Source organism: Bacillus sp. AR4-2, from assembly GCF_008274865.1.
Lineage (GTDB): Bacteria > Bacillota > Bacilli > Bacillales > Bacillaceae_G > Bacillus_A > Bacillus_A cereus.
Genome location: NZ_CP031062.1, coordinates 1,260,192 through 1,274,275, shown reverse-complemented (window position 1 = coordinate 1,274,275; position 14,084 = coordinate 1,260,192). Strand labels below are relative to the sequence as shown.

The window sequence follows — 14,084 nt, the reverse complement described above, 5'->3', positions numbered from 1 at the left end:
TGTTTTTTACAATTTTGTGTCGTCAATCGCATGTAACCATGCTTCAATTTCTGTAATAACACTTTTCACACAGCCTTCAGCAAATGGTGATGTTAAATTTGCAACCTCTACTAATTCTAAGAACGATTTACTTCCACCTTGTTGGCACAGATTCACATAATCTTCCCACGCCTCTTGTCTATTATCTCTTGCACGTTTCCAAAATTGTAGCGCACAAATTTGAGCAAGCGTGTAATCAATATAATAGAACGGTGAGCTATAAATATGCCCTTGACGTTGCCAAAAACCACCGCGCTCTAAATAATCATTCTCCTCATAATCACGATGTGGTAAATATTTCTTCTCTATGTTACGCCATGCTGTCTTACGCTCTTCAGGTGATGCTTCAGGATTTTCATATACATAATGTTGATATTCATCAACAGATACACCATAAGGTAAAAACAGAAGTGCTGAACTTAAGTGAGAGAAGTAATATTTATCTGCATCTTCTTCAAAGAATAGCTTCATCCATGGCCATGTAAAGAATTCCATACTCATAGAGTGGATTTCACACGCCTCATATGTTGGCCAATTATATTCTGGAATTTCAAATTTACGACTTTCATATACTTGGAAGGCATGACCTGCTTCATGTGTTAATACATCAATGTCACCAGATGTTCCATTGAAGTTTGAGAAAATAAATGGCGCTTTATAATTCTCAATATATGTACAATATCCGCCACCAGCTTTTCCTTTTTTCGCAACTAAATCTAATAAATCATTATCTAGCATGAAATTGAAAAATTCATCTGTTTCAGCCGATAACTCTTTATACATTGTCTTTCCATGATCAACAATCCAATCCGCATCTCCTTTTGGAGTTGGGTTACCTGTAGCAAACTCAAAGTTTTCGTCGTAATAAGCTAACTTCTCTACACCGATACGTGCTTGTTGTCGCTTTCTTAATTCCGTTGTAACGGGAACGATATAATCTAGCACTTGCTGACGGTAATTAGCCACCATCTCCGCATTATAATCTGTACGGTACATTCTTGCATATCCAAGTTCAACAAAGTTTTTGAAACCTAAAGATTTTGCGATTTTCGTTCTCACTTTAACAAGCTCATCATAAATACGATCTAGTTCTTCCTCATTTCCAGCTAAAAATCCGTAGTATGCTTCACTTGCTGCTTTACGTTCGCTTCTTTCTTTTCCTTGCATAAACGGAATCAGTTGCGATAACGTTCTTTCTTCTCCAGCAAAGTCAATTTTTGCAGATGCTAATAACTGTGTATATTGCGATGATAATTTATTTTCTAATTGTAAATCTTTCACGACTTCATCTGAATATGTTTTTAAATCACATTCTGCTAGAGCAAATAATTGTTTTCCATAATACGCCTCTAATTCTTCACGAAATGGAGAATTAATGAGTGCCTTATAATATTTTGTACCATATCCTTGTACAACTGGAGAGAATTCATCAAAGAAATCCTGCTCCTCCTTATAAAAAGTATCCGTCGTATCAACAGAATGGCGAATGTAACAAAGGTTTCCCATTGTACCAAAATCGTTGCGAATCTCATTAATTGAATGAATGACTTGTTTTTGTTCTTCTACAGTTTTTGCGTTATCAAACTTCTCTAAAGCAACAGTAAATTTCTCTTTTAACTCTTCAATATTTGGGCGTTTATATTCATAGTCTTTAAATGACATGAACGAGCCTCCTCTCCATTACATACCTTTATTATAATTCAATACGTATTCTTGAATTCCCTCTTAATTTTCAACAAATTTCGGCAGTGACTGCCCTGAGTTCATTACAAATAAAAAAGCCTTGGATTTATTTATCCAAAGCTCCTTTGGAACATATTATTTTTCATACTTCCCAATTTTTTTTAATAAATCAAGTAATTCATCTTTTTCATCTTTCGTTAACATTTCAAAAGACTGATGTATAACTTTCTCATGCCCCGGAAAAATAGAAGCAATAAAGTTCTCGCCAGACTCAGTTAATTGCGCGTAAATAACACGTCTGTCATTCGGACATGGAATTCTCTTTACTAATCCCTTTTTCTCCAGCTTATCTACAACATATGTAATGCTGCCACTAGCTATTAAAATACGCTCACCAATTTGCTGAAGTGGTTGACCGCCTTTATGATATAGCAGTTCTAATACAGCAAATTCAGTTGGATTTAATCCGTTACTTTGTATAGATTTATTTGTAGTATCCATAACAGAACGATGTACACGAGATAATGCAATAAATACTTTTAAAGATTGAGAAATATCTTCTCGTTCATTATTTGATGTCATACAACTTTCAACCCTTCACTTAAATTCTCAGCAATAAAAAGAAAATGCCACTTCATACTTCATGTGAATTCCGAATGAGCATTCACTCATCCATTTCCTCTCCCCTAATATATTAAGAATCATTCTTGAATAAAAACATGACAATTTTAACATAGTTTATATATAATGATAATAAAAAAAGAAGGAGTACCACATTTGAAAGTCAAATTCCAAAGCATAATTGTATATATATTGCTTGTTATCCTACCGACAATAGGGATTGGTGCTACATTTTATTCGTATCATACATATAAAATGAAACAGGAAAACAAATTATCTGCTCATACAGTTCTCTTTTTATATAGAGATTATTTGGATCATCATCTTGGTGAAGCAATTTCTGCTTTAGACATGCTTGCAAAAGTTGTAGGCACCGAGACTGGTAATATAAATGGCATTAAACAAATTGTACATGATACAGATGGAAACGATGCACGCTTTTCTGGTCTATATTACGCTACACCAGAAGGAGTCATTACAATCGCATCTGAAGATGAATCAAAGCCTATAGATGTTTCAGACCGTAAATATATTCAAGACGCGCTCCAAACTAAAAAAACCACTGTATCATCAGTCATTACTGATCGCGTTCTTGGACATAAAGCTATTATAATTGCTGCCCCCATATTTAATAAACAGAAGGAGCTCTCAGGATTATTATTAGCTAGTTTACGCTTTGATTACATTTCATCTTCTTTAAATGCCATTAAACCACAATACCATTTTGAGGTAACTGATAAACATGATGTAGTTTTTCTAACCGATGATAATAACGACACAAGTGATACGCATTCTAATATGCTTACTACCCCACTCCAAAGATTAAATTGGAAGGTCTCTGTTTCTCCATTAACTATTCATCAAAAAACCTTATACCAGTGGGTTACAATAGAGTGTATAGCTACTTTATTTTTAATGTCTATTTTATTTTTACTTGCTCAATATATTTTGTTAAAACGGCAAACAAAACTTGAAAGACAACAAAATGAACTACAGAAAATTGAATTAGTTGGAACTTTTGCAGCGAGTACAGCACACGAAATCCGTAATCCTCTTACTGGAATTAAAGGGCTCGTCGCTCTATTAAAAGAGAAATATAAAGATGAGCAAGATCAGTTCTACTTTTCCGTAATTGAACAAGAAATAGAGCGAATCAATGAAATTGTAAGTGAATTTCTTATTCTCGGAAAGCCAACCGCCATCATCGAACAAACGTATGATGTAAGAACAATTCTAAATGAGGTAGCATTAATTATTCAATCTGAGGCGAATTTACATAACATTGTATTCCATTTACATTTGCCAGACCATCCTGTTCATATCCGTTGTTCGAAAGACCATATGAAACAAGTGGTTTTAAACATTACAAAAAATGCAATTGAGGCCATGACTTCTAGTGATACACTAACCATTGTAGTAAAAAACAATGAAACACACGCACAATTGCAGATTATAGATACTGGAAAAGGGATTCCGCAACATATTCAAAAACACCTCTTTCATCCGTTCTTTACTAATAAAGATACTGGAACAGGTCTTGGACTTGTCATATGTAAACGAATTGTAGAGATGTATAATGGGCATATTTTTATTGACAGTACAGAAAACGAAGGAACAACAGTTCATATCGAAATTCCGTTACACATAGTATAATTATCCTTATCCTATAAGGGTAATTATACTTATTTCATAAAACCAGCCACAAGCATTCGCCAAAAATTATTTGATTTTCCTTCATACCCGATTTGGAAAATAGGTATTTTTATAATTGAAAACCATTTCGGTGTTTGTTTTTCTTTATAACATTGATATTGTAAAATAAGCTTGTCCAATTCTTGACTAACTTGAATTGTCTCCCTACTATTTAGCCCACTTGTTAATCCTAGTTGAATCATTTCTTCACGTTTCATATGAATATCACGTGAAAGCTTTTCTAATGTGTACTTCCTTTTTACAGTAAACATCCATATCCCCCTTATTATACTTCCATGCTCTTAACTTCACTTCTCCATTGACTTTTTTAACTACTTAATCATATGCAAATTTGAAGAATCAGAAAATTTAACATTTTCTCCCTGTAATTTACAAATCTTTACCCTCACTTTGAGAATTATTACAAATTATTCTATCTTTGTAAATACATTCGCAATAATAGACATTTTTTTCATCTTGTTTTTTTATAAATGCTACGTAAACCGGGGATTCTTAATTTTCCATCTACTTTTCTTCGACATTTTTTGTTTAATTTATATAAAAAAGCAAAACATAATGATGATTGATAAAGTGAAACTTTAATCAGTGTTTTTTGTTCAGCCCCCACTGATTATTAGCATTCACCAATCGGGCGTTTATAGGCAGTGGGTCTCCCACCTATCCAGCCCAATGTTGAGGTGGGAGTCTTACTCCCCACAAATAGCGGGATAACAATAGAAAGGAAATATTTATATGCGAAAATATACGATTGCATTATTCATCATTGTTTTGTTTTTACCGTCCTTCTTATTTCCTATTCAAGCAAATGCTCATACGAATAAAGTTGCTATTGTCATTGATGATTTCGGAAATAATATGAAGGGGACTAATCAAATGTTATCACTTCCCATTCCACTCACTGTTGCTGTTATGCCTTTTCTTCCTTCCACAAAAGAAGATGCAATAGCTGCCCATAAGAAAGGCCATGAAGTTATTATACATATGCCAATGGAACCTATAAAAGGTAAAAAAGAATGGCTTGGGCCGAAAGCAATTACAACTGATTTAAGCGATGAAGAAATAAACAACCGACTTGAACAAGCGATTCAAGAAGTACCGCATGCAATTGGAATGAACAATCATATGGGGTCAAAAGTAACAGCGGATGAAAGAATTGTTCGCCTTATACTTGCTGCTTGTAAAAAACACGGTTTATTTTACTTAGATAGTAAAACGAATCCTAATAGTGTCGTCCCAAAAATCGGAAAAGAATTAGGAGTTCCTATTATTGAAAACCAACTATTTTTTGATGATGTGTATACAGCAGGACATATTTCAAAACAAGCCCAATTACTCATCAAAAAAATTCAAGAAAAACCTATTATGGTAGCTATCGGGCATGTGGGCCCTCCAGGTGAAATTACATCACGCGTTATTGAAACTTCTATCCCTAAAATTCGTGAGCATGCAGACTTTATTTTCTTATCTGATCTAGCATTATCCCCGCCTCCTGTTTCAAAATAAAGTTCATTACTCACATATAATCAGCCCTCACCAATTGGGCTTTTATGGGCAATCCGTCCCCCCACTTAACTTCTTTACTTGCGCTGAATTTTGAGGCTCGGATTTTACTGCCCACAAATGGCGGGACAAAAAAGTACCTATCTATATATAACAGATAGGTACTTTTTTTAACTTAAATATAATCTACATGACTCACTCTGAATCCTTTTTTCTCTATTTTTCCGATTAATTGCTTTAATCTTGTTTCATCTAACTCATCTGATATATTTACAATAACGCGGCGGATATATTGATCACCGTTATCTAACGTAAATAGGCCACCGATATTATATGCTTTTAACAATGTCCCAAGCTCTTTAATCGTTCCCTTACAATCTTGTGTTGCAATTGTTAATATATAACCACCTGTTCGCATACCAAATGAATCTTCAATAACATCAAATATATTCGAATGCGTTAACATACCGACAAATTCATTATAATCATTTAGCACGGCTAAAAACGGAAGCCGACGAATTACATAAAAAGCTCTGAAGAATGAATCCTTTTCAAAAATAAATGCATTGGAATCATCAAGCATATCCCCTGCACTTACATGCTCTAATCCGCTACTGCATTTTTTTTCTAATAAATCTACTTTATAAATAATCCCCGTGAATTTCTTCTCATCTTCTGCTAATACCGGGATGGCTCGAAATCCCGTTTCGTTCATCATTTGCAGTGCCTCTTCACCAGAATCATTTATCTTGCAAAATGTTACTTGCTGCTTTGGCAGAAAATGATATTTAACTCGCAAAATATGTTCCTCCTTACATGTCAACATGTAATCTATATATAATAAGGAGACCTATATTTTATGAGTGAAATTATTTTTAAAACGCTTTCATTTGTTTATTAACTTGTATCCATATCACATCCATTTTTATATAACAGAGCTCCTTGCACCCTTAATCATTAATAACTTTACATGATAGTTCATTAAATATTCTATACCCTCTAGCCATTTTTTCGCTTCTTCTGGCGTTTTTCCCCACACAATCATGCCGTAATTATGAACAAGAACTACTCCTCCACCTTCAATGAAATTCGGAACATTGCTTTCTAATAAATCAGCGAATTTTTTTTCATCTTCTACAATTGGAATTGTCATTTCTGTTATACCTTCTTTTCCGAAAACACGCTCCACACTGCGTTTATCGAACGTTACTTCTCCTTCTTCCCCATATAACTCTGATATTAAATGACTATCTACAGTCTGCACTTGTAAAATACATCCTGCACTACTTTTTTTATAAATATCCGCATGCATAAATGACTCTGCAGCTGGTTTTTCTTCATTTTCAAATACTGACTCGCACATGCAATTTACGACAATAAAATCTTCTTCCGAAAATAGCCCTTTATCTCTTCCCTCAACATTTACTAAAAATGTTAACGGCTCTTTTGACGTACATAGCGATAAGCTAATTTTGGTACCATAAAACCAATCACGAAGTGCCAATTCAGATTTCACATCTTTTAATTCATTCCATTTCTTCAGAAAAAATAACATTTCGTCACCCCCGGCATAATATTCATATAAGGTTCGAATCCTTTCTATGTAAAAGGAATATTTTTTGATTATTCTAAAAATTTAATTGAATTATCACATGAGAACGCTTTTTTGTCAATATAGTTTCGTGGTTCTTCTTTAAAATAGGCTATTCATATGTCTATACTCCTATCTATTTCCTATTTCATTTTGCACATAAAAAATACGCTATTCTTTAATTAAAGAATAGCGTATTTTCCTCATTTTTTATTCCGCATTAACGGGCAGCCCGATTGGTGAGGGCTACTAATCAGTGGGGAATGAACAAAACCCCCACTGAATAAAGTTTCACTTTATTTCTTTATTGCATTATACAAAAACTGTGCGTATTGTTCACGTGTTACGAAATTATCTCCTAAAAAATTCCCTTCCCCGTCGCCTTTTGATATTTTATTATCCACTAAAGCTTTCACATATCCTTTCGCCCAATGGCCATTTGGTACATCTTTAAAATTCTCTGCACTATTTTCATTTTCTTTTAACTGAAATACTCTTTGTAGTACTACTGACATTTCATATCGAGTTAATACTCCATCCGGACGGAACATACCATTTCCATAGCCTGTCATAATTCCAGCTTGAACCACTGCATCAATAGCCGTTTCATACATATTTCCTTTCGTATCTGTAAATGCCGTTTTTTGTTCTAGATTATTTTCTAATTTTAAATATCTTTGTATTAGAAGTGCTACTTGTCCACGAGTAATGTTATCACCAAATCCAAATTCACCATTTCCATAGCCTATAAATAATTTTTCTTTCGCTAAGTAATTAATTGCTTCTTCTGACCAATGTCCCTTTGGTACATCTTTAAATTCTACCACTTCTGTTTTCTCATCTTCTTTAGATGTATTACCGTCTTTACTTTCTACTACATTTTGAATAACAGATCCTGTAAAGAAGATTCCTGTATCCGCGAATGGATCTTTCACACCAAATTCATATACTTTCTCACCTGGTGTACTCCATTTCACTACACCATTACTATACGTACCATTATCGCTCTTCAGACGGATTTTCGTAGAAATCTCACCATCTTTTTCATATATAGGTACTTTTACTTCTTTATTTACTTCTGTTTCCTCTAAAAATACTTTTTGATTTTGGACATTAATATAAGCCGTCTTACTTAGTTCTATAACTGGTCGGACATCACGGATTTCATTTGCAACAAAACTTAGAAATACTAATTTTTTTAAATTACTAACTGGTGATAAGTCTGAAATATAATTCGCTTCTAAATCAAGCTTTTGTAAGTTTACTAAACTTGATAATGGAGTAATATCTTTTAACTCGTTGTTGGGTAAGTTTAAAATTTTCAACTGTGTCATCTTACTTAGAGGAGTAACATCTGTTATTTCATTTTTCCCTATCCATAGCTCTTGTAATTGATTCAATTGATCAATGCCTGATAAATCTTTCACTTTATTACGTGTTAATACTAAATCTTTTAACGGTAACGTATAAAGCGGTTTAATATCTTCAATTTGATTACCTGCTAAAGTTAAGTATGTTACATTTTTCAAATTGCTTAATGGAGCAACGTTCGTAATTTTATTATTTGCTAAATTCAAGTAATCTAGTTGTTCCATTTTCGCTAATGCTGTTACATCTTCTATTTGGTTGCCTGATAGAAATAAACTTTTTACATTTTTCATTTCAGTTAGTGGTGCAACGTTTGTAATTTTATTATTACTTAAATCAAGGGATTCTAAATTATCCATCTTAACAAGTGGCATTACATCTGCAAATTCATTACCACGCAAAGCTAAATGATTTAATTGCTTTAAGTTCGCAAAGAACGACGGATCCTTTATCTTCGCATTCGCAACTGTTAAAGATTTTAAATTTGGCATATATTTTAATGCACTATAATCAAGTATCTCATTTGTATTTAAAAACAAATCCTTTACTTGTAATAAATCTTCTTTCGTAATTGGTGTATTTAAATCTTTTCTATTAAATACTTTTTTATTAACAAGCTCTCTTAATTTGTTATCTGTTATCATATTTTGATTATCAACTGGATTATCCGTTTCCGTATTTCCTGAATTAGAGTTATCATCTGGTTTCTCTGTTTCTTTGTTACCTACAGTTGGATCTTTAATTTCAAATTGAACTTGATATTTGTGATCATATCCAATAGCTGGAATAAGTATATGCATTTGCATATTGTGCTTCTTCTCAAACTCGCCAATTTCAAATTGAACTACCTTCGTTCCATTCTTCCTCTTATCTTCTGACAAAACCTTCACATCATGAAATACACCAGGCTGGTTTTTATCTTCTATTCTAAGATATTGAAAATAATCGCTATCTTGCATTGTTACAGTGACAATTTTTTTGCCAGCTGCAATCGTTACTTTAGGATCTTTTATATATTGAGAAACCATAGATGGCTCATCTTTTTGGTCCTTATATATTTTAATCTCAGTATCATACGTGCGATCACTCGCTGCTGCTACCGATTGATTTGCTTCAACTTTTAATGCCGCTAATGCTGGAGTAGAGTACGTAGCAAATGGAATCGCTAATGTTGTCGCTACTACTAGCGCCTTCATATAATTTTTTTTCAAAATAATATCCCCTATCATATATAATTTTCACAATTGATAATATTTATCAATTAATCACAAATAAATGATAATGAATCTCATTATCATTGTCAATGAGAATATTACATTAAATTTATATTTTTAAAGGTACAAAATAAAAAAGCCCTTTATTCAAAGGGCTTTTTTACCTATCGTATGAAGAATTTCACTTTTTTCCTTCTCATTGATGACACCTATTTTTTGCAAAATATTCGCGTACAATACAAGTTTATTATATATTCGTTCTGACATGTTCTCCCTTCTTTCCTTCGACCAACTTTTTTTGTATTGGTAAATTATATGAAAGAGGTGAGAAAATGTGTCCACTTTTTGCATAACTGCAAATCTTTTATTTTACGATTTACAGATAATAAAACTCCCTCCTAAAAATTAGGTGGGAGTTTATGTGCTTTCACTGTATTTAACAAACTGTCCACTGAATATTATGCTTCATAAGTTCTTCTTCAAAGCTATATGGCATTTTTTTATCACAAATTACGTGTTGAATACGCGAAATTGCTGCTATACGATAATTCCCTTTCACGCCTACCTTCGTATGATCACATAAAATATATGTTTTCTCAGCTAATTTCATCATCGCCTCTGACAATTCCGCTTTCTCTAATTCAAAGCTGGAAACTCCAAAACTAGGTAATAACCCATCAATCGAAACAAACGCTTTATGAAAATGGAATTGCTGTATGACTTGCTGAGAAATAGACCCTGATACACGCGAATGCTTTGGAGATACTTTTCCACCTATAAATAAAACTTCACCATGAAACATCTTTTTATTAATAGAAGAAATTAATTGTGTTGCGACTGGAAATGAACTTGTTACAATTGTTAAGTTCTTACGATGAACAAGGTATGGAACCATCTGAAGCGGTGTACTTCCATCATCAATTGCAATGACATCACCATCTTCTACAAATGTCGCTGCTTTATAACCAATTCTTTTCTTCTCTTCTATATGTAGCATTTCTCTTTCTAACATTGGTGCCTCTACTCCAGCGCCTGGAAGTTGAACAGCTCCACCATACACTTTTTTCAGCTTCTTTTCACGATCTAATTCTTCTAAATATCGACGAATCGTTTCTGTTGATACAGCAAATTCTCTCGCTAATTCTGAGACCTTTACTTTCCCTTTAAATTCTACCTTTTCAAGAATGGTTCGCTTTCTTTCTTCTCCTACTACAGACATAGCTTCACCTCATTTATATCTCCCTTATAAACTTCCTTACTTATACAAAGTTATAATTTTCTTTATAAGTAGAAACTTCTTCATGAATATGAATACCGCGCTTTGCTAGCTCATCAAAAATCAATTGTGGATTTTCAAAGGCTTCTTCAGGCGTAACAACACCCACCCTATTTACATTTCCATTTGCAATTAACTCTGTAGCAACCCCAAATGGAATACCGACGTTTCTCGTATACGCTCTTAATTTTTCCCATCCTACAACAGAACCATCAGATAACGGATGTGTATGATATAACACATGTCTTTGCTTCTCATTATTTTTCATACCTATTACTTCTACATGAAGTGCATAACCATAAAGCTCTGTTTCTTGACCTTCTTTCGATTGCAATAAATACTGCGAAATACAATCCATAATTCCTATTTCTTTCCCGTTTATTTCAATCTGATCATTACGCAATATGCCGTAATCATATAAAGCACGTACAAGTTGCATATTTTGCTTTGGCCAAGTTCCTCTCGTCTCTATCAGTTTGACACCTTTATTTTCTAGTGCCTTTGCTAACGTAATCGTTTCAGAATGCGGAATGATATACTGTGTTGCCTTACCATAAGGCGCTGGCAATTCTATTTCTCTCGGACGCGCAAACGGAAGTACTTGCTTAAATTCACCATCTTCATACACTATACGCGATGATAAATGTGGATCATATTCATATGTCGTTGTCTCTGTAATTGAAGCAGAAAAAGCAATCGGACGATACGAACCGTGACTTACACGGACGGACTCTACAGTATCCAGTTGATTTGCTGCATGCATTGCCATCATTTGCGTTACACCTGGCGTCATGCCAAATCCAGGTAAACATGTTTTTTCATTTTGAACAAATATAGCATGCGATTCATTTTCTTCACCAAATCCATTTAAGTTCACACCGTGACAGCCTGCTTCTGCAATACAGCGAGTCGACAATCCGTTTAGCTTTATCGTCGTACCGTCCATTACAATGTCATAACCTTTCATTTTTGCAACCGTATCCTCGTGATTCGTTACATCTACTTTTACAAAATCAACACGAGGATCGTTGAGCCATTCTACTACTTTACGGCCCTCTTCCTCGTTAAAATCGGCTACAGTAATCGTCTCAAAAGATGAAAATTGAACTAAATCCAAAATAGCTTCACGACAAATTTTACCTGCTCCACCTAAGCAAAATACTTTCACCCAATAACAGCTCCTTTAGCAATACAATCAACTAAGCGATTAATATCTTCTTCATGTACATCACCGATATTTCCAATGCGGAACGTATCTACTTTCGAAATTTTCCCAGGGTAAATAACAAATCCATAACGCTTTAATTCATTATATAACTGTTGAAACTCAAACCCCTCTTTTGGATAAATGAAAGATGTAATAATAGGAGATTGATATTTCTTATCTACTAGTGGCTTAAATCCGATTTCTCCCATTCTATTCACTAGTAGTTTTTGATTGTTGTAATATCGATTGTAACGCGCTCTTACTCCACCTTCTTTTTCTAGCTCAAGTAGCGCTTGATAAAAAGCATGTACAACATGTGTAGGTGAAGTAAAACGCCATTTCCCATTTTGTTTTTCCATCGTTTCCCACTGATCATATAAATCAAGAGATAAAGAGCGTCCTTGCCCTTTACACTTCAATAATTCATCACGTTTTGCGATTACAAATCCGAATCCAGGAACCCCTTGAATACACTTATTTGCACTACTAATTAAAAAATCAATTTGTAAATCAGCAATGTCTATTTCAATCCCGCCGAAACTACTCATCGCATCAACAATTGTAACCTTTCCATACTGTTGTCCTAATTTACATACATCTACAATTGGATTTATAATTCCTGTCGTTGTTTCACAATGAACAACTGCAATATGCGTAATCTCTTTATCTTCTTGCAATAACTTTTCTACTTCTACAATATTAGTAGGTTCCCACTCTTCTGTTTGACTGATCACTACATCAATCTGTAACATCTCTGCCATTTGCACAATTCGCTTACCGTACGCACCATTTGTACAAACGAGAAGCTTCCCATTTGCCGGAATAACAGAACCAATTACTGCTTCAACTGAAAACGTACCGCTTCCTTGCATTAACACTGTTGTATATTTCTCTTCTTCCTTCGTCGCTAACGATACAAGTTTAGCTCTTACTTCTTGCACCATCGTATTATATTCATCATCCCACGTACACCAATCGTATAGCATAACTTCTTTTACTGATTTTGTTGTCGTTAATGGTCCTGGTGTTAATAATAAGTAGTGATTTTCATTCATGATCCCGTGCCCCTTTTATGAAATAATAAGTTCTTGTTTCTCGATATGTTCCATTACGTTTTCGAGCTCCTGCATCGTTTCAATCGTAAAATGAGCCCCATTTTCAACAAACCGATTACGAACTATTTCTATTTTTTCACGAAGCTCTACCGAATCCATACTCTCCACTTCCTCTTCCGTTAAACCAAGCTCACTACTTCCAAGAATTACACCAACTGTCCACATTCCAGCATTTCTACCTTCTTTCATATCTGATACTGTGTCCCCTACTTTTATCATATGGTTCATCGGATACACACCAAGTTCCATTGCATTTTTATAGCACATCCATGGATATGGACGGCCTGCTGGAACATCATCTGGCGTAACAAGAAAATCAGGTTTATATCCTTGTAACGCTGCTTCCTTTGCTACAATTCCCATCATTTCTCTCGTATAGCCCGTTGTTGAACCGATTTTAATGCCTCTCTCACGTAAAGAAGCGATTACTTCTTTTACCCCATCAATCGGCGTAGCATAACTTGGTAAAATAGAAAAGAGAATTTCTTCAAACTCTTCATACATCTCATGAATGTCTGCTTCTGTTGGTAATTGACCGAAGACACGCTTCCACTCATCCGCAATACGAGGCATTTCTGTTAGTGCCCTTACATGATCTATTTTTAATAATCCCATTGGCTTACGTGCTTCTTCTGCTGTAATTTCAACGCCGCGTTTTTGAAAAATCTTCATGAATACTTCTAGCGGTGCAAAACATCCGTAATCAACCGTCGTACCTGCCCAATCAAAAATAACTGCTTCAATTTTCATTCTGTCC

At 34.3% G+C, this 14,084-nt stretch carries 12 protein-coding genes; 2 read left to right on the top strand and 10 right to left on the bottom strand.

The features are described from left to right. Positions 1 to 6: 6 nt before the first annotated feature. Complete coding sequence (locus DN399_RS06625; RefSeq protein ID WP_000008577.1) at positions 7 to 1,701, bottom strand: M3 family oligoendopeptidase; 1,695 nt, start codon at positions 1,699 to 1,701, stop codon at positions 7 to 9. 156 nt (positions 1,702 to 1,857) lie between these two features. Next, the gene (locus tag DN399_RS06620; protein ID WP_000203336.1) at positions 1,858 to 2,304 is read right to left on the bottom strand and encodes a MarR family winged helix-turn-helix transcriptional regulator; all 447 of its coding nucleotides are present in this window, start codon (positions 2,302 to 2,304) and stop codon (positions 1,858 to 1,860) included. A gap of 195 nt (positions 2,305 to 2,499) precedes the next feature. On the opposite strand from DN399_RS06620, the gene DN399_RS06615 reads away from it, so the two are divergent. Continuing rightward, a complete protein-coding gene (locus tag DN399_RS06615; protein ID WP_149149419.1) occupies positions 2,500 to 3,996 on the top strand; it encodes a DUF3149 domain-containing protein in 1,497 nt (498 codons plus the stop codon). Between the two features lie 29 nt (positions 3,997 to 4,025). Here DN399_RS06615 and DN399_RS06610 read toward each other — a convergent pair whose 3' ends face one another. Continuing rightward, entirely contained in the window at positions 4,026 to 4,307 is a 282-nt protein-coding gene (locus tag DN399_RS06610; protein ID WP_000495536.1) for an aspartyl-phosphate phosphatase Spo0E family protein, read from the bottom strand. A 481-nt stretch (positions 4,308 to 4,788) separates the two neighbouring features. On the opposite strand from DN399_RS06610, the gene DN399_RS06605 reads away from it, so the two are divergent. Then, positions 4,789 to 5,559 carry a divergent polysaccharide deacetylase family protein gene (locus tag DN399_RS06605; protein WP_001234107.1) on the top strand — a complete coding sequence of 257 codons (771 nt, stop codon included), beginning with the start codon at positions 4,789 to 4,791 and terminating at the stop codon, positions 5,557 to 5,559. Between the two features lie 172 nt (positions 5,560 to 5,731). On the opposite strand, the gene cbpA is transcribed toward DN399_RS06605, so the two are convergent. The 7 genes from cbpA to phnX all read right to left on the bottom strand — a co-directional run bounded on the left by cbpA (position 5,732) and on the right by phnX (position 14,077). Further along, complete coding sequence (gene cbpA, locus DN399_RS06600; protein WP_149149418.1) at positions 5,732 to 6,355, bottom strand: cyclic di-AMP binding protein CbpA; 624 nt, start codon at positions 6,353 to 6,355, stop codon at positions 5,732 to 5,734. A 126-nt stretch (positions 6,356 to 6,481) separates the two neighbouring features. Then, on the bottom strand, positions 6,482 to 7,111 hold the full coding sequence (locus DN399_RS06595) for a class II aldolase/adducin family protein (protein ID WP_000896006.1): 630 nt from the start codon (positions 7,109 to 7,111) through the stop codon (positions 6,482 to 6,484). Positions 7,112 to 7,443: 332 nt separating this feature from the next. After that, complete coding sequence (locus DN399_RS06590) at positions 7,444 to 9,744, bottom strand: NEAT domain-containing leucine-rich repeat protein (protein ID WP_016122153.1); 2,301 nt, start codon at positions 9,742 to 9,744, stop codon at positions 7,444 to 7,446. Positions 9,745 to 10,165: 421 nt separating this feature from the next. After that, positions 10,166 to 10,948: a DeoR/GlpR family DNA-binding transcription regulator gene (locus DN399_RS06585; protein ID WP_149149417.1), complete on the bottom strand. Its 783-nt coding sequence runs from the start codon at positions 10,946 to 10,948 to the stop codon at positions 10,166 to 10,168. Positions 10,949 to 10,988: 40 nt separating this feature from the next. Then, positions 10,989 to 12,173: a saccharopine dehydrogenase family protein gene (locus DN399_RS06580; RefSeq protein WP_000862165.1), complete on the bottom strand. Its 1,185-nt coding sequence runs from the start codon at positions 12,171 to 12,173 to the stop codon at positions 10,989 to 10,991. Beyond that, the gene (gene phnW / locus DN399_RS06575; RefSeq protein ID WP_001004774.1) at positions 12,170 to 13,267 is read right to left on the bottom strand and encodes a 2-aminoethylphosphonate--pyruvate transaminase; all 1,098 of its coding nucleotides are present in this window, start codon (positions 13,265 to 13,267) and stop codon (positions 12,170 to 12,172) included. The genes DN399_RS06580 and phnW overlap by 4 nt, the downstream gene beginning before the upstream one ends. A 15-nt stretch (positions 13,268 to 13,282) precedes the next feature. After that, on the bottom strand, positions 13,283 to 14,077 hold the full coding sequence (gene phnX / locus DN399_RS06570) for a phosphonoacetaldehyde hydrolase (RefSeq protein ID WP_016122152.1): 795 nt from the start codon (positions 14,075 to 14,077) through the stop codon (positions 13,283 to 13,285). Positions 14,078 to 14,084: the final 7 nt, after the last annotated feature.